The sequence below is a fragment of the [Bacillus] enclensis genome (assembly GCF_001456935.1).
Taxonomy (GTDB): domain Bacteria; phylum Bacillota; class Bacilli; order Bacillales; family Bacillaceae_B; genus Rossellomorea; species Rossellomorea enclensis.
Window position 1 is genome coordinate 621,362 of record NZ_KQ758482.1, and the last position, 16,663, is coordinate 638,024.

Consider the following 16,663-nt stretch of genomic DNA (forward strand, 5'->3'; position numbering starts at 1 on the left):
CGAACAGCTTTTTAGAGTGAACTATAAACAACGCTAATGATTTCCGTGCAGGACTCCGCTTTCCGCGGGTAGCTTGTGAGCCTCCTATTCTTATTAACGGGGAGAGGAACTGTCCAGCTCCAGGGCTTAGAGGAACATGTCATAAGCCAAACCGGCCAAGAAGGCAAAGAACGCCTTCGTGACCGATTCGTCTTATGCCACACACCTCTGAGCAAAGCCCTTCCGCATTTCTGATAGGAGTCTGCGTCTTGCACTCCAATCAACCGCTGGTAAGAGATAATATCTAAATGTATTTTCAAACTAAAAACCCGAACTAATATCCAAATTAGTTCGGGTTTTACTTATTTAAGACACTTTCTAATGCAATCTCTTTTTAGCAAGATATCCCTTTATCTGAAAATAGGATATTTCGTCGGGCAGTTCCTCTTTTATCGGCTTCAGGGGTTTTTCCCCTGTTTTGTTAACAGCTGATTCGATCATTGACTCTTCTTCATCGGTAAAAAAGCGGCTCCAATCATCCAAAAGCCCTTCTTCGTAGGAGCGGATAATATGATTTTCGATCGTTGCCGTACTCATTCCCCGAGCTGAAGCAATTTCTTTAATATCCTTATCTTCGCTGAACATTTTGAACGTGACCAAATGGGATGGGTCGTCTGATTGTCCCTTCCCCCTTGGTGTTGGGGATTCAGCCGGTTCTTCTTCAATCTTACGGGTATAGCCTTGATTGTCATTTAAGAAGGATTCGATTTCTTTCATGAATAATTCACCGTAGCGTTCGAGTTTACTTTCTCCGACTCCGCTGACATTGAGGAACCCAGCTTCATCAGAAGGCTGCTTCAGGCACATATCATGCAGCGTTTTGTCTGAAAAGATGACAAACGGAGGAACCCCTTCCTCTTTTGCAATGGCTTTTCTCAAATCCCTCAGGACCTGGAATAATTCGTCTTCATTCGATAAGACTGGGGCAGGGGCGACCTGTTTCTTGCGTGTAACCTTCCTTTCCCCTATTAAAACTTCCCGTCCTTTACTTGAGACTTTAAGTACCGGATAGCTTCCTCCCTCTACATCGATGATGCGTTCTGAAATCAAGTAGTCAATGAAGAGGCCGACTTCCTTTTGCGACTCTCCCTTCAGCAACCCGTATGTCGACAGCTTATCGAATCTGAAATCAAGGATTTTCTTTCCCTTAGAGCCGGTCAGCACGCCGCTGATCATGGAGGTGCCGAAACGTTCGTTCATCCGGATCATGCATGAAAGCACCATCTGGGCTTTGACCGTGACATCCTCCGACTCCCTATCATCCAGACAGTTGCTGCAGTGACCGCATTCACCCTCAGACTCTTCCCCAAAATAAGAAAGGATATAATTCTGAAGGCAGGTTTCAGTATGCACAAAATCCACCATGTCCCTCAGTTTCTGCAATTCATTATGATGAAGTTCCGGACTCATCACGTTCTGATCGATGATGTACCGCTGGGTCTGGATGTCCTGCGGGGAAAAGAGCAGGATGCATTCGCTTTCCACTCCGTCCCGCCCGGCACGGCCGGCTTCCTGATAGTACGCTTCCATATTTTTCGGGATTTGATAATGAACGACGTATCTTACATTTGATTTGTTGATCCCCATCCCGAATGCATTCGTGGCGACCATTACCATGATGGAGTCATTTAAAAACGATTCCTGCTGTTCGAGCCTGAGCGAATCGGACAGTCCGCCGTGATATTTCCCTGCCGGCACTCCCTTTTTCACCAAGTAATCATGCACATTTTCAACTTCCTTGCGGGTTGCGCAATAGATGATCCCTGACTGCTGGCTGTTCCTCCCGACATATTGACCGATCCAGCGTTTCCTGTCCTCACCTTTTAACACATTAAAGAAAAGATTGTTTCGCTGAAAACCAGTCAATACCTTGTTTTCTGAGGGGATATGCAGATGGTTGAGGATATCACGTTGAACTTGAGGGGTTGCCGTGGCGGTCAAAGCCAATATGACAGGGTGTGAAGATAGTTGATTCACTGCATCATAGATTCCCATATAGCTAGGCCTGAAATCATGTCCCCATTGAGATAAGCAGTGAGCTTCATCCACAGCGACCAGCGGTATCTCCAATGAATTGAGATAGCGGATAAATTGCGGGGATTCCAGCCGTTCAGGTGCTATATACAGCAGTTTGTATTCTCCGTATGAGAGTTCTTCCATCCGCTCTTCCACTTCGGCTGCACTGAGTGTGCTGTTTATGTATGTGGCAGGTATACCTTGGAATGTCAGCGAATCGACCTGGTCTTTCATTAAAGAAATCAAAGGAGAAATGACAAGGGTGACGCCCTCAAGCAGCAATGAGGGAACTTGATAACAAATTGATTTCCCTCCGCCGGTTGGCATGATACCGGCTGTATTCTTGCCTGATAAGACGTTGGATATGATTTCGTCTTGACCTTTTCTGAATTCTGAGTACCCAAAGTATTGTTTGAGTATTTCATGAGCATTTTCCAATCACTTTCAGCCTCCTTTCATTTTGCTTTCTTTATTGTAATCTACATTTTTCATTGTGCCAACTTATACACAAAAACAAAACGATCCAGGGGAAACATCCACTCCCCGGATCGCCGTCTAACCGATTATTTTCAGTTTTTGCTGTAAAATTTTTCACCTTCAGCCCATGTCTCCACAACTTGAATATGGTGAAGCTCATTTTCAGGGACTTCCAGAGGGTGGCGGTCGATGAGCAGGAAATCCGCCCTCTCTCCGATAGTCAGCCTGCCATGATTATGCTCTTCGTTTAATTCAATGAGTGTCGGTGTCGAGGTATAACCAATAAAAGCTTCGTCGACGGTAAGCTTTTCCTGGGGCTGCCAGCCGCCTTCGGGATTACCTTCAAAGTCAGTCCGATTCACTGCTGCGAAGATCCCTTCAAAAGGATTAAGCGACCCTATGGGCAAATCGGAACTGAGCGTAATCGGAACATTGTGATTGAGCATACTCTTGAACGCATCACAATAAGGCGCCAGCTCCTCCCCTACCCACTTTTCTTTCTTATCCCACTCACTGAGGAGGAATGAAGGCTGAGTCTCAATGACAGTGTGAAGCTTCTCTAACCGGTATAAAAGATCTTGACCAAGAGTTTGGGCATGGATGATCCTGTGACGAAGGGTTTCTGTATTCGCCTCAGGCTGCTCAAACGCGGTGATTGCCTGTTCCACCGCCCTGTCCCCTATGGCGTGCACTGCTACCTGCATGCCGTTCTGGCCTGCAAGCGATACAATATCATTCAGTTCCTGCTGTGAATAAACTGCATTCCCTGCCGTATCTTTTTTATCTTTATACGGGATTCTCATGGCAGAAGTATGAAGCCTTTGTGTCCCATCAAGGAACACCTTCACCGCTCCCACTTTCACTTTATCTGTGCCTTCACCGGTACGGAATGGATGAGATTCCAGATAGTCTTCCAAATGCTTCTTCTTAAAAATATAGTGATGCAGATAAGCCCTGATCGGAAGCTTTCCATCCTTTTCCAAAGAAGTATAGGCACTCCACAGCCTGTCGAATGAACCGATGAAGTTCAAATCTTCGGTGTGGATAGTGGTGATCCCATTTTTGAGAAGATGGGGGATACCGTCATTCAGTGCATCTATTGCATCTTGAGTGCTCCTGCTTCGAAAATGATGTTTGATATAATGAACTGCCGTATCTTTGAAGCGCCCTGTCCAGTTTCCTTCATCGTCCTTTTCCTTAAAATCGTCCGGGATGTCAGAAAACTCTTCTTCCTGCTCCAGTAGATCCATTACTTTATGATTGACAACACATTCATGCCCGTCCTGATGCAGAAAGAACATATATGTATGCAGATGCAGTTCATCGAGGTCCTTTGCCTGAAGGAGAGATTCCCGGTCAGTGAATGAGCTATCATCCAATCCTCTTCCCACAACCCAGTCACCGTCTTCCATTTGAGGATAATGTGAGCGCACTTCCTCCTTCATCTGTTCCCAGCCCGTAACATGCCTCAGATCTAATTCCCTCTTCATCAAGCCGTAGCGCAGGAAATGCATATGCGAGTCATGGAATGCCGGTGTCATGACCCTTTCCTTGCCGTCTACGACATGCGAGCCCTTTTCCTTCGTTCTGCCTTTCCGGATATTTCTTATTTTTCCTTCTTCAATGACCACATGATGGATCCCGCCTTCTCGTTTGAAATCCTGTCCATCATATAGGCGTACGTTATCAATGATCAATTCCAACATTCCTCCTTCGTTCTTCTATAGTTATTTCTACCAATAAGAGAGCATTTATAAACATAGCAGAAATTGCATGAAGCAAATAAAAACTGCAGAGGCGATGATCTCCTCTGCAGTCCTAAAAAAATCAGAACCACCTGAACGTGGTTTCTTCTGTCTTCTGTTCATCAGCTTCTGGTCTTGCTTCAGCTTCAGGTCTCTCAAGCTTCCAAAAGCTGTCCCATATTGAATGTTCATCCTTCTCTGGCATCGTCGGCACTTCTTTTTCCTTTTTGTTTTTACCGGACATGGTGCTCCCTCCTTTTACGCATAGTACACTACATACTATTCAGGAACAAAAAAAGCGTTTTAAAATAAACAAAAAAAAGAACCAATCAAATGATTGATTCTTTGCTCGATCAGGACGATTTCATCGTTGGGTGGGGATTATCCACGACCTGCAGTACTTTAGTCGATTTCTCCATATCAGCGTTGCAGAGCGGGCATTTAGGTGTATCTTCGCTCTTGAAGTTATCCCTCATCCACCCTTTGCAATCAGCGGAAGAACAGGCCCAAATTTCCGTTTCCTCAGTTTTTATTTCTTCTTCTACTTGATTTCGACGACCAAAAGCCATTGAATGTCCTCCTTTAAGATAAGCAGGATTTCCATGCCGGGCACGAAAAAACTGATTTGTGGTAATGTAGCTTAAGAAAAAATGATGTGGGTATATAATGAAAAGCCGGTTATTGTGTAGGTTTCATTCTGCGATTAATTCCATTATATCATACTTGCTTACATATTAATATATACAGCTGACCTATGGACTAGAACGGTACCCGTGAAGACTGGGTCACTTTTTCTTCTTCGACCGCGAAGAATCCGCCGGGGAACCGCCGGGCAATTCCCTTTTCGTCGTTCCCTGCCCTTCTGTCTGGGATGAACCTAACATTGCTTTTGATGGGTCTTCTTTCCTTTTGCTCATTTCCATCACCTCCGTTTCTTATGCTCCCCAAATACCTTCCTTTTTATGTAAAGATCAAATGACTTCCCACTCTTCAAATCAAGGCTGTTTTCTAAAAGATTGTTGCTTTTCGTAAATTGGCTTGCAGTCTAATGTGGCTTGTGGACGTGCTCTTTTCGAACCTAAGTTTAAACAACAGACGGACTAACAAACCGAAAATACCCAAGTTCCGGTATTTTCTAGTGTGCAAAGCAACAAAGTGTGCGAAAAGAGCCTAAATGAAAAAAGAATGCAGTAATCATCTGCATTCCTTTTAGCCGCCAGCCAATAACCCTTTTATTTCTTCCATCATTTCTTCATCGATTTCCATAGGCTGTTCGTCTTCAAACAAAATGATGCCGTGATAGATCTGCGCATCATCGTCACATGCTTCACAGAATTCCAGTTCTTCGGGATTCCAGAATGCAATTGATTGATAATTCTTGGTTTTTACATTGGGGAATATATTTCTCAGCCTTGAGATTTCAGTTTTATATTTTTCAACGGCCGCCGATTCCTCTACATATTCCCATGTTTGGACGATATCCTTTTGCCAGTCTTCAAAAAACCACCATGGTTCCGCATCGCTTCTGGTAAGTATCACTTTCCTTATTGGCTCCAATGCTTCACCCTCCTTATTCTTCCCAAACTATTTTACATTACTAATAACGAAAATCAAGAAAATCGTTTCGTAACTCCTCCATATTAAATAGACAAGTTCTCTCCCTTTCATGCATAACAATAAAATAATGGCTGTTCTATATATTTAAAAAGGAGGAAGAGAAAACTTGAAGTTTTTAGTATTGAAGAAATCATCCCTTATCGTTATCTTTTTCACCCTCTTAATTATCAGTCTGGGATCCATTTGGGCTTATAAATCACAGAATTCTTATCCGACGGTTTCATTGGATTCTGCCCATGTGCAGACATTCGAATTGGTGACCGGGGAATTCAAGTCGAAGACAGCCGATGGCCGGGAAATCGAGTCGTACCGCTGGGATCCCGGTACAATCGTCGTGGAAAAGGATAAACGCATACAGCTCCGGATCCATGGGGTAAACGGCAAAGCTCACCCATTCCATATTGAAGGGACAAACATCAAAGGCACGGTTGAAAAAGGCAAAGAAACCGTTGTCGATGTCACATTCTCCAAAGAAGGCACCTACCGCATCATTTGTGAAACCCACACAACGATGGAACAAAGCGGCCCGATGATCGGGTATATCATTGTGGATTAAAAGAAGAGTATTTGAGAAATAGAAAAAAACCCGAACCAAATTGCGTTATATGAGGCAATTTGGTTCGGGTTTTATATATTATTTAATGACAGTGAAATTTGGATTATAGCATGAACTAGCGGTTGATTGGAGTGCAAGACGAAGACTCCTAACAGAAGAGCGGAAGGGCTTTGCCCAGATGCGTGTGGCATAAGACGAACCGGCCTGGAAGGCGCTCTTTGCCTTCTTGGACGGTTTGGCTTATGACATGTGCCTCTACCCCCTGCAGCTGGACAGGTCCTCCCCGCTGATCCAGCGATAGGAGGCTCAAGGTCTATCCTCGGAAAGCGTAGTCTTGTACGGAAATCATTAGCGGTATTAAGAACCAGCCAAGTCTAATATTCCCGCTCCCTTAATCTCATCATTGATATACCTGCTATCACTAGAATAATCATATAAAGAAATACTGGATAGAAAAAAGATGAATACTCCCATTCACTATGTCCGGCGGAGTGACTGTTCGATGCCAGAACCTGCTGCTTTTTATCAGAGTGGTTAACAGGCTGGAGCTTGGTGGAAGCAATCTCTTCATTGTCTTCGTTAAATATCGTCAACATTCCGTTTTTATCGACCACTTCATTCACAGATTGGTTGAACGGCTTCGTGTAATAGAAATCTGATTGCAACTTGTATGAGCCGTTTTCTGTTTGAAAGTCACTGTCCTTCGAAACATACGTCCGCGTAAACTGATTTAAACCGTAATCAAGGAGTGCCCGGGTATCCGCATATATAGCTCTTTTACTCTGCGCATCCATCGTCACGGCGACAACCGATACACCATCATTTTCAGCAGAAGTCACAAGGGTATGATTGGCTTCGGGTACAAATCCGTTCTTCCCGCCTATCACTTCGGGATAAGGCATTTCTCCCTTGACCATTTTATGGTGGTTATACAGGGTGGTATTCCATCCTTCAGAGGACCATTCAAGTGATTCGATATCAAAGAGTGCCCTGAATGCATCGTTTTTCGTTGCATAGCTTGTGATCTTGGCCATATCGTAGGCCGTCGTATAATGATCCTTATCATAAAGCCCGTGGGGATTCACGAAGTGTGTATCCTTCACCCCGACTTCATCCTTCAGGAATTGATTCAGCTTCTCTGTGAATTCTTCCACCGATCCCACCGTATGCTCCGCGATCGCGACGGCAGCATCATTCCCCGAGTTGACCATCAACCCCTGAAGCAGCTGATGCATGGATATCTTCTCTCCGGGCAGCAGATAGACAGTGGATCCTTCCGTCCCGGCTGCTATTTCACTGACTGTGACTGTTTCATCAAGGCTGCTGTTTTCAATCGCATATATAGCTGTAGCGATCTTCGTAATACTGGCAGGGTTCATTTTCTTATGGGCATCCTTGGAGTAAAGGATGCTCCCCGTTTCTGAATCTATCAATACAGCCGATTTACTAAAGAGTGCATCAGGCTTTTTTACTGTATTCACTTGTGCCGATGCCATAGTCGAAAATCCCCAGAAGAGCATGATGGTCATCAGCAATAACGTTTTTTTCATATCTTCACACACCTGTCCCGTCAATCTACTAAACCATTTTATCAAAAAAATGATACTTTAATCACAAATCCCCGATTTGTTATATAAATGAAAGAATGATGTCAATTCCTTACAAAATAAGTGACTTTATACATCCTGGGAAGTATGCCCGCAGCTCCCTCTTCTGGTACAATAATAGTAACTGCATGAAACTTTTTCAGTCACTTCCACGTATAAAAGGTAAGCATTCTATTAAGGGGTAGATGAAATGAATACTTTTTTGCACTTTCTCTTAAGAAGTGTTGTCTCCATTACAATCGGCACAACTAGTTTTGCGGTGTATTTACTTGCATTTGATATCGGATTCCCACTCACTCTGCTTGCAGGGACCGCGACCGGAATCGCATCCTTTTTTACCATAAAGGAAATTCAGCGGAGCGTTTGGCTTAACAAAAAAGGTTTGACGAGAAAGGAATATCGATACATCGGCAAGAATTTAAAAGAAGCGAAGGAAAAAGTCAAACGGCTCCAAAAACAGCAGCTTAAAGTGCGGTCGCTTGGTGCTTTCAAGCAGATCCTGGAGATCAACCGGCTGACTAGGAGAATCTTTCAATTGGTGTCAAAGGACCCCAAGCGTTATTACTCGGCTGAATCCTTTTTCTACTATAACCTGGATTCAGTTGTTGAACTGACAGAGAAATATACATTCCTTGCTTCACAACCGGGCAAAAGCCAGGAGACGTTCCTTTCCCTCCAGCAGACCCGATCCACCCTGGATGAACTGATTGACTCCCTGGAGAAGGATCTGCAGATGGTGGTGGCAGATGATATGGATCATTTGAAAATGGAATTGACTTTCGCTAATAAACATCTAACACAAAATAAAGATTTAAAATAGATGATGGAGGTTTTATGATGGAACAACGTCAAGAGCTTAACGAGCTGGATCAGCTCCTTTCCAACCCCTTCTCTGATGAACAGGAAAGAAAATCCGAAACTGCGCCTGCTTTATTGGACCGTCTGCCGAAAGAACAGCAGGCCAAGGCCAAACAACTTGCAGAGCAGATCGATTACAAGGACTACGAGGCTATACTGAAATATGGGACAGCAGCACAAAACCAGCTGTCGAGCTTCTCCCATTCCATGCTTGAGCATGTGCAGAAGAGGGATATCGGGCCGATCGGGGATGTATTGAGCGACCTTATGAAAAAATTGGAGCAGATGAATCCTGATGAACTGAATTCAAAGCAAAAAGGGATCTTCAAAAAATTGTTCCGGAAAGTATCCTCTTCGATCCAGGAGGTACTCTCTAAATATCAGAAGATCGGATCCCAGATCGACCGCATCTCTGTAAGACTGGAACATTCTCAAAAGACATTGCTCGATGACAACAGGCTGCTCGAAACACTTTATGATAAGAATAAGGATTATTTTCAGGCACTGAATATTTACATCGCCGCAGCGGAAATCAAACGGGATGAGATTCAGAACACCCTCCTTCCTTCGCTTAGGAGAAAAGCAGAGGAATCGGGTGACGAATTGATTTTCCAGGAAGTGAACGATACGATGCAGTTCCTGGACCGCCTCGACAAGAGGATCCACGACCTTAAACTGAGCAGGCAGATGACGATTCAATCCGCTCCGCAAATCCGTTTGATCCAGAATACCAATCAGGCTCTTGCGGAAAAGATCCAGGCGTCCATCCTTACTGCGATCCCGCTCTGGAAGAATCAAATTGCGATCGCCCTCACCCTTTTAAATCAGCAAAAAGCGGTGACGGCCCAGAAGCAGGTTTCCCAGACCACCAATGATCTTCTGTTGAAGAACTCGGAAATGCTGAAAACTAACAGTATCGAAACCGCTAGAGAAAATGAACGGGGCATCATCGATGTGGAAACCCTCAAGAAAACCCAGGAAAATTTAATCGCCACAATCGAAGAGACATTGACCATCCAGGCCGAAGGACGCCAGAAGCGCCTCCAGGCAGAACAGGATATGGCCGTGATGGAACAGGAGTTAAAACAAAAGCTGATGGAAATCAAAAAATAAGAGGTGCCCGCGGGCGCCTCTTATTTTTCTTCACTATTGACAATCTCATCGGTAATCGCATCATACTGCTTTTCTGCAAGGGTACTTGATATGATCTCTTCTTTTTCAAGTTTCGCAATTGCATCGTATTCGGCATAAAGGGCATGCTTTCTTAATGTTGATAGTTGTTTTTTCTTTAATTCCGGATATGTTTCATACAGTTCATTCAACTGTGCCCTTATGATATCAATTCTTTTTTTGTACATTTCCATCATTTCTTCAGAAACCGGGTCGGTGATATAGAGTTTCTGTTTCACTCTGTGAATCTCAGATATGGCCGTTTCATAACGATGAACATGGGATAACAGCTCCTGGAATTCACCATGTTCTCCCCCTTCGGCTTTTACACCCATCAACGAAATCAGCGGCTTTATGGTCAACCCCTGTACGACCAGGCTGAAAAGCACGACACTGAATGCAAGGATCAGTACGTCCTCCCTTGCCGGGAAGTCCCTAGGCAGACTGAGGACGAGAGCGACTGAGAGGGAACCCTTCAATCCGCCCCAATTCAAGATATGCTTCCAGTTGTGCGGAAAATTATTGATCAGCGACAGACTAGTATACACAGCGATACTCCTCGCAACCAGGACGATTCCAATCGCGGCAAAAATCAGCGGCCATTTATCAACAAGATCGATCCTGGTGATTTCGAGGCCGACCATCAGGAAAACAAGTGAATTCGCCAGTAATGCAGCGACGTCCCAGAAACTGCTGATGTTCAATTTTGTCGTCGGGCTCATACCGATTTTCCCGCCGTAGTTTCCGAAAATCAGGGCAGCGATCACGACGGCAATGACCCCTGATGCATGAACACTTTCTGCCATCAGGAAGGATCCGTAGAAAAGAATGATACTGAATATGATTTCTAGCGGATAATCATCGAAGTATTTTGTAAGGACGGAAAATGCATATCCTAGTGAACCCCCGATGATGACTCCCAGCGATACCACCCGTATGAATTCCCATAACCCGCTGCCTAGCCCAGCCCAGCCAGCGTCTATGTATGTGAGTAAATAGAACGCGGAAATATTAAATAATACCACGGCCAGCCCGTCATTGAATAAGCTCTCCCCTTCAATGACGACAGCGAGCCTCTTCTTTACCCCGACACTTTTAAAGATGGAAAGGACACTGACAGGATCAGTCGCACTCATCAACGCACCGAAGACGAATGCCGCCGGTACAGGAAGGTCAAAGAAATAATACGCTGAGAACCCGATGATCAAGAAGGATAGAAACGTTCCGCCGAAGGCCAATGCCATTACAGGCTCCTTATTTGAATTCAATTGAGAATAAGGCAGCTTTAAAGCTGCCTCCCCAAGTAATGCAGGAAGGAAAAGGGTGATGATGACAAAGTTGAAAACCTCCCCTTCCGTAATGAAATCTTTAAGGGGTTCCAATACTGGAATATTAAATAGCCCGATCAATGCACCTATAATGACCAGTGCAATCGGATAAGGCTGCTTCAGCTTTTTTGCGAATGCGGTGATACCTGCCGCAATCATAACCATTATCAGGCCCAATTCGAATATATGATGAAAATCGATTTCTTCCATGACGTCCCCTCCAATAAATACCATCATTCTCTTATGGTACATTAATTGCCTTTCTGGGAAAATCTAAACCTTATTTCAGCTTTGGTCACTGGCAGCCTCTTGCTGCTTCAAAGGTTTTTCAAAGGTTTATGCTTAATGGCAGAAGCCAATTCGCCATTGAGGATTTTGCCCCTGTCATGGAAAAGCTTCCACGCACCGGTTTTACGGCAACAACCTAAAGATTATTCGACAAGTGGCTTGAAAAACGTATAAAGTGGCTTGTAATTTTAAAATGCGGCTTTTAAATCTTGAAAGTGGCTCGTATATTTTAAAAGTGGCTTGTAAATCTTGAAAGTGGCTCGTATATTTCCTTATGCAGGAATTTTGACGACTGGTGACAGCTCTTTCCCTGCTTTTAACCATGAAACCATCCACATTTTGAATCTTGAGACCCTTTTTTCTTACAAAAATTGAGTAAGTCGACCTAACATTGCTAAAAAGACCCATCGTCAAAATCGCTGATGATGTAACGAGCCCTGCACCTGTACCTTTTGAATCGGACTAAGGATCACGGTCTGCCCTCAGAAAGCGAAATTCCGCACCTAAAACAAGAGCCGGTCCCGACTATAAACATAATGACTACTCCTAAACATAAAAAAACCCGAACTAATTACCCTCATGAAAAGGCAAATTAGTCCGGGCTTTCCCTTTCGCATCATCTTCATCAAGTCAGATGCTTTTATATAACAATTTCCGAAGCAGCGGGAATAACACATCCGGGAGTTCCTCGATCTCGGAAACAAGGATGCTGTAATTGCCGTATATGTTCTGGATGGTATTACGCTGTCCTTCATCAATCGGTCCATTCGATAGGAAAACGTTGATGACTTCTATTCCCTGCTTCCTTGCATCCAATACAGCTTCATGCGTATCGACGATCCCGTTTTGATCATATTCCATCGCTGCGGGTTCGCCGTCTGAAAAGACAAGCAGGAATTTCTGGTTTTCGTTCCTTCTTAATATCCGCTCAGTCATCAATCGAATGGCAAACCCGTCCCTGTTGTCTTCTTCAGGCTCGAGCTGCATGATTTCCGCTCCTGAGGCTGGCTTTAAAGAAGATGTGTAATCCAATACAGGCTTCAGATAGTTAGGCTGATGAGTCTTTGTTGCCCGATTGGTATCTTCCCAGAATCCGACCACTTCATGAGGTACGCGGACAGACTTCAGCGATTCATGAAATAAAGTGATTCCCTGCTTCGTTTGATCCATTTTATCGAACATCGAACCTGAGCAATCGACCAGGAGGGAGAAGACTGCATCAATTTCAGATGATGGGTTCTGTTTTTTATAGAACAGTCTTGGATTATCATCTGTCAAAAAGCGGAGCAGCTTCTTATTCAAGCGTCCGAAGTGCAAATCAGACCGGGGCTGGATCCGTTTATGCTCCAGCGTCTTTTCAATCATTTTTTTCAATTTTTTCTGTAAGGGAGCAATGGCAGATTTATAATTACCGTAAACACTCTGCTCTTCAGCTGTCGGTATTTCCGGGTAAAGGAAGTAAGGGAGGGCAAATCGATTATCCTTCCCGTACTTATTTTCCCCTCCGCCATTCAATTCTTCATGTTCTTTCTCTGCTGCTCTTACGTTTTGATATTGTTCTCTTTCGGTCTCTTGAGCTGACCCCTGCACCATCGCCAGGGCCTGGTCACCATCGTCGCCTTCGCGGACGCCTTCACCCATTAGGTCTGACTGCGAGCCCTGATCCAGATCGAACTGTAAAAAGGATTCACCTTTGTCTTCTGTTTCCCTGTGCCAGGTACGAAACTCTTCATCAATCACTTCTTCATCACCTGTGCTTTCTTCCTCAAGGACATCCTGATTCGCCAGTGGATCCTTTCGTTTAAGGTCCTCAAAGGTATCGACAGGAATATCATTTTGTTCATGTGCATCTTCAGGGAGATGAAAGTATTCATTGAGCATATCTTTCTTCACAATCTCCTCGACCACTTCAATGATCTGAAGGCAGATACCGACTACATCGGCGGTCGAATTCGTTTCGTAAAACCTTGTGATTGCTGACTGCATATATGGCATGGCCAAGTCGATTTCCTCATTAATTGCGGGTGCTTCCTCCAAAGGGGACTGGGCATTCAATAATAGAAATAAAGCATTGAACAATGAGTCAGTGAACACACTCTTGGTCAAATTCACTTTTAACTGTGCCTGAAAATATTGCCGGTACAGCTCTCTTCTTGTGTAGAATACCTGTTTTGTCCCAGGTCTTTTGGATTTACAGATTTCCTCCAGGCGCAAATCCTCCCCCATGACAAACAACTGTTTTGCAAATTTTGGAATGGAAGTCTTCTTGATTTTCCGGATGTAGTTCCCCACTGTTTCATTATCCGTTTCAGATAAATTTCCCACAGTTCGCAGATACACATCGCTTTTTAAGCCGTTGACTTCATCCATTCTTTTTCGATGATCCCAAAAATGGCTGACATAGACGATTTGCTGCTTATAATCAACATAAGAAAACGGACCGTATTTCAGTTCCATATCCCCGTTTCTGGCAAGTGTCTTCGCTAAATCCGCCATTTCCATAAATAAAAATGAGTCAATGGTTTCATCGTTGAATTGTATGAACCTTTCCATTATCGATCCCTCACTCAAACAAGGTTTCCGCTATATTTTTTATAGCCGCTTTCTCCCTCTCATCTTCCAGCTTATCAATGATACCGCGCTGGATGGCGCGCTTTGCCGGCAAGTAAACGGCAAGATCGCATGCATCGAGTAAGGCACGGATGGAAGCAGCCTCTTCTGAGACTTGACCGTTTTTCACCTGAACCAATAAATCAGAAGACAGCTCGACGAAAGTATGGATCAGCTTCTCATTTTTCAACTGGCTCTGACTTTTAATGACTTCCTTCAGAACGTCTCCTTCAATATACGGGACATCCACAACGACAAACCTGTTTTTCAATGCTTCATTCAAAGGAACTGTCCCTACATAACCCTCATTGATTGCTGCAATGACTCCGAATGCAGGAGACGCTTTTATTACTTCTCCCGTGAATGGATTCGTTATGCTTCTCCGGTAATCAAGTACACCGTTCAATATCGGCAGGGTTTCGGGCTTGGCCATATTGATTTCATCAATATATAATAGATGACCTTTCTTCATTGCCTGAATTACAGGTCCTTCGATAAATTCAATTGAGTTTTTCCCGTTCTTTTCAGAAATCGTCTTATATCCGAGCAATGCTTCTGCATCCAGATCCACTGAGCAGTTAATGCTGTGCATCGGCTGCGAGAAAATGGAAGAAAGGGTATCGGACAACTTGGTCTTTCCTGAACCTGTCGGACCTTTCAGGAGCAGGTTTTTCCCCATTGATAATGAGATGATGCTGTCTTCAATAATGTGGCCGTCACTCGATGAGTATCCTCCTTCACCGATCAGGAATCCATACTCTGTGCTGTTGAATTGGTCTCTTCTTTCATTTATGATTTCAATCACCGATTGCGGTAAAGTAGTTTCGTGATTCATCCATGACATCCTTTCAAATGGTCTACTAGACACATCATACATGTAAGAGCGCTTTCACTGCAAAAAAAGTATATCACGGGACTGCGGGGCATAACCGAAAAGCGGAGGCGGCTCGCCCAGAGACGACAAGCATAAGATGAACTTACCGAAAGGCGCTCTTTGCCTTTTTGGTCAGTTTATCTTATGACCTCGAGCCCCTAGCCGCCTTAGCTGGACAAAAAAAATATCCTGGTCGGATGTTTAAAAAGTTTATACTGTAAAGTCCATGCGCGTAAAACTTCGATGAACGTGCATCCCTGCTTTTTGATAAACGATTGTCGCGTCTGTAAGGGATTCACTGTCTACGGATAGAGCTGCAGTGTTCATACCCCTTTCCTTCAGGATGGTGAATGCATGATGGAGCAGGATTGTTGCGTATCCTCTGTTCCTGCAGTCTTTTCGCACACCCAAATGGGTTATTTCACCCAGCCCAGACTCATCATTGACTGTGCACATAATAAAGCCGATCGGTTCATTCTCTTTTTTCAATAAAAACCAGAGGCTTGGATCAAATAGTTCCCTTTGAAACCTTTTCTTGAAATCTTCAAGGCTCGTTGGGTGGTAATCGTAATGATCGGAGAAAACCTCTTCAAATAACTCATGCAGCATTTCGGTTTCATCCAAACTGAAAGTCGACAATACCGGCCCATCCTCTTTATCTGGCAATTTCACGTTGTAATCCGTTAAATCCATGTTCATTTGAAACCAGTGCCGGACGGGAGTGAAGCCATAATCTTCAAGAGTTTTGCTTTCCGTTTCAAGATTGGCAGATAAAACGATGACTCTTTCATCTCTCTCGTTCTCTTTTTTACTGACAGCTGAATGAACAAGTTCCTTCAGCAATTCATTCATCATAACACCCATCTCTTCTTCAGGGTAAACCATCAGAAGAGACGGAAGACGGTGGTCTTTTACGGTCAAAAGTGAGAATCCGGCCAGCTTCCCTTCTTTCCAAAGGGCTTTACGGTCGTTTTCATCAATGGTCGTCAGTATTTCCCTTACTTCCAATTCGCTTGTCTGCCTCTCTCCGTAAACCTTCTCTTCATACTCCAAAAATAACTGAAAGATTGTTGGCAGATCTTCAAGCTTCGCAGGCCTGATTGTGTATGCTTGCTCCCTCATTACGATCCCCCCAGAAAGTAAAAAGCTGATTCCCGTCCGTTTGAAGAAATCAGCTTTACGAAAATATTATTTTATTTCTTCGAAGTACTCTTTATAAAAGCCGCCCATTTTTCCGCTTTCATCGATTACAAAGTAGTAATCTTCAGATTCATTTTTCACTTCGTATTCTTTGCCGATTTCCAGCACATTCGCAACGGTGTATTTTTTGGCATCGGTATGTACACATTTCACTTTTTTCACTGCACTATTTTCTGTCCATGTATGATGTATCATCAGAATCCTCCTAAATGCGTTTGTATTCAGTATATTCTTCCCCAAAGATTTGTTCAACAGCAAACTTTCTGCAGTATCCATTC

15 protein-coding genes are annotated in these 16,663 nt (G+C 43.9%); 3 read left to right on the forward strand and 12 right to left on the reverse strand.

The genetic code is table 11. The features are described from left to right. Positions 1–357: 357 nt before the first annotated feature. From recQ to AS034_RS03080, 6 genes are all read right to left on the reverse strand, one after another. Positions 358–2,493: a DNA helicase RecQ gene (gene recQ, locus AS034_RS03065; protein ID WP_058297495.1), complete on the reverse strand. Its 2,136-nt coding sequence runs from the start codon at positions 2,491–2,493 to the stop codon at positions 358–360. Between the two features lie 131 nt (positions 2,494–2,624). Then, positions 2,625–4,238, reverse strand: coding sequence for an amidohydrolase (locus AS034_RS03070; protein ID WP_141687654.1), 1,614 nt, complete (start codon positions 4,236–4,238; stop codon positions 2,625–2,627). 121 nt (positions 4,239–4,359) lie between these two features. Further along, on the reverse strand, positions 4,360–4,521 hold the full coding sequence (locus AS034_RS22640; RefSeq protein WP_156416135.1) for a hypothetical protein: 162 nt from the start codon (positions 4,519–4,521) through the stop codon (positions 4,360–4,362). A 109-nt stretch (positions 4,522–4,630) separates the two neighbouring features. Beyond that, on the reverse strand, positions 4,631–4,846 hold the full coding sequence (locus AS034_RS03075) for a cold-inducible protein YdjO-related protein (protein WP_032088111.1): 216 nt from the start codon (positions 4,844–4,846) through the stop codon (positions 4,631–4,633). Between the two features lie 216 nt (positions 4,847–5,062). Beyond that, positions 5,063–5,194, reverse strand: a complete 132-nt coding sequence (locus tag AS034_RS22645; protein WP_141687655.1) for a YuzL family protein — start codon at positions 5,192–5,194, stop codon at positions 5,063–5,065. A 292-nt stretch (positions 5,195–5,486) separates the two neighbouring features. Continuing rightward, positions 5,487–5,834 (reverse strand): DUF1033 family protein, encoded by a 348-nt coding sequence (locus AS034_RS03080; protein WP_058297496.1) that lies wholly within the window; start codon positions 5,832–5,834, stop codon positions 5,487–5,489. 166 nt (positions 5,835–6,000) lie between these two features. Between AS034_RS03080 and AS034_RS03085 the strand changes: the two genes are divergently transcribed. Next, entirely contained in the window at positions 6,001–6,450 is a 450-nt protein-coding gene (locus tag AS034_RS03085) for a cupredoxin domain-containing protein (protein WP_058297497.1), read from the forward strand. Positions 6,451–6,824: 374 nt separating this feature from the next. Here AS034_RS03085 and AS034_RS03090 read toward each other — a convergent pair whose 3' ends face one another. Beyond that, the gene (locus tag AS034_RS03090) at positions 6,825–8,000 is read right to left on the reverse strand and encodes a D-alanyl-D-alanine carboxypeptidase family protein (protein WP_058297498.1); all 1,176 of its coding nucleotides are present in this window, start codon (positions 7,998–8,000) and stop codon (positions 6,825–6,827) included. A 247-nt stretch (positions 8,001–8,247) separates the two neighbouring features. On the opposite strand from AS034_RS03090, the gene AS034_RS03095 reads away from it, so the two are divergent. Both AS034_RS03095 and AS034_RS03100 read left to right on the forward strand, forming a co-directional pair. Continuing rightward, positions 8,248–8,877 (forward strand): 5-bromo-4-chloroindolyl phosphate hydrolysis family protein, encoded by a 630-nt coding sequence (locus AS034_RS03095; protein ID WP_058297499.1) that lies wholly within the window; start codon positions 8,248–8,250, stop codon positions 8,875–8,877. 14 nt (positions 8,878–8,891) lie between these two features. Beyond that, positions 8,892–10,028 (forward strand): toxic anion resistance protein, encoded by a 1,137-nt coding sequence (locus AS034_RS03100; protein ID WP_058297500.1) that lies wholly within the window; start codon positions 8,892–8,894, stop codon positions 10,026–10,028. Between the two features lie 20 nt (positions 10,029–10,048). On the opposite strand, the gene AS034_RS03105 is transcribed toward AS034_RS03100, so the two are convergent. The 5 genes from AS034_RS03105 to AS034_RS03125 all read right to left on the reverse strand — a co-directional run bounded on the left by AS034_RS03105 (position 10,049) and on the right by AS034_RS03125 (position 16,580). Beyond that, positions 10,049–11,623, reverse strand: coding sequence for a cation:proton antiporter (locus tag AS034_RS03105; RefSeq protein WP_058297501.1), 1,575 nt, complete (start codon positions 11,621–11,623; stop codon positions 10,049–10,051). Positions 11,624–12,331: 708 nt separating this feature from the next. After that, positions 12,332–14,254 (reverse strand): nitric oxide reductase activation protein NorD, encoded by a 1,923-nt coding sequence (locus AS034_RS03110; RefSeq protein ID WP_058297502.1) that lies wholly within the window; start codon positions 14,252–14,254, stop codon positions 12,332–12,334. 10 nt (positions 14,255–14,264) lie between these two features. Beyond that, positions 14,265–15,155 (reverse strand): ATP-binding protein, encoded by an 891-nt coding sequence (locus AS034_RS03115; protein ID WP_074439945.1) that lies wholly within the window; start codon positions 15,153–15,155, stop codon positions 14,265–14,267. 240 nt (positions 15,156–15,395) lie between these two features. Then, positions 15,396–16,307: a GNAT family N-acetyltransferase gene (locus AS034_RS03120; RefSeq protein WP_058297504.1), complete on the reverse strand. Its 912-nt coding sequence runs from the start codon at positions 16,305–16,307 to the stop codon at positions 15,396–15,398. Positions 16,308–16,373: 66 nt separating this feature from the next. Then, positions 16,374–16,580 carry a DUF6501 family protein gene (locus tag AS034_RS03125; RefSeq protein ID WP_032088101.1) on the reverse strand — a complete coding sequence of 69 codons (207 nt, stop codon included), beginning with the start codon at positions 16,578–16,580 and terminating at the stop codon, positions 16,374–16,376. Between the last annotated feature and the right edge of the window lie 83 nt (positions 16,581–16,663).

Bases quoted from the DNA above. Each gene is read 5' to 3' on its own strand.
- AS034_RS03070 (WP_141687654.1), bottom strand. From the start codon at position 4,238: ATGTTGGAATTGATCATTGATAACGTACGCCTATATGATGGACAGGAT.
- AS034_RS22640 (WP_156416135.1), bottom strand. From the start codon at position 4,521: ATGTCCGGTAAAAACAAAAAGGAAAAAGAAGTGCCGACGATGCCAGAG.
- AS034_RS03075 (WP_032088111.1), bottom strand. From the start codon at position 4,846: ATGGCTTTTGGTCGTCGAAATCAAGTAGAAGAAGAAATAAAAACTGAG.
- AS034_RS22645 (WP_141687655.1), bottom strand. From the start codon at position 5,194: ATGAGCAAAAGGAAAGAAGACCCATCAAAAGCAATGTTAGGTTCATCC.
- AS034_RS03090 (WP_058297498.1), bottom strand. From the start codon at position 8,000: ATGAAAAAAACGTTATTGCTGATGACCATCATGCTCTTCTGGGGATTT.
- AS034_RS03095 (WP_058297499.1), top strand. From the start codon at position 8,248: ATGAATACTTTTTTGCACTTTCTCTTAAGAAGTGTTGTCTCCATTACA.
- AS034_RS03100 (WP_058297500.1), top strand. From the start codon at position 8,892: ATGATGGAACAACGTCAAGAGCTTAACGAGCTGGATCAGCTCCTTTCC.
- AS034_RS03105 (WP_058297501.1), bottom strand. From the start codon at position 11,623: ATGGAAGAAATCGATTTTCATCATATATTCGAATTGGGCCTGATAATG.
- AS034_RS03110 (WP_058297502.1), bottom strand. From the start codon at position 14,254: ATGGAAAGGTTCATACAATTCAACGATGAAACCATTGACTCATTTTTA.
- AS034_RS03115 (WP_074439945.1), bottom strand. From the start codon at position 15,155: ATGTCATGGATGAATCACGAAACTACTTTACCGCAATCGGTGATTGAA.
- AS034_RS03120 (WP_058297504.1), bottom strand. From the start codon at position 16,307: ATGAGGGAGCAAGCATACACAATCAGGCCTGCGAAGCTTGAAGATCTG.
- AS034_RS03125 (WP_032088101.1), bottom strand. From the start codon at position 16,580: ATGATACATCATACATGGACAGAAAATAGTGCAGTGAAAAAAGTGAAA.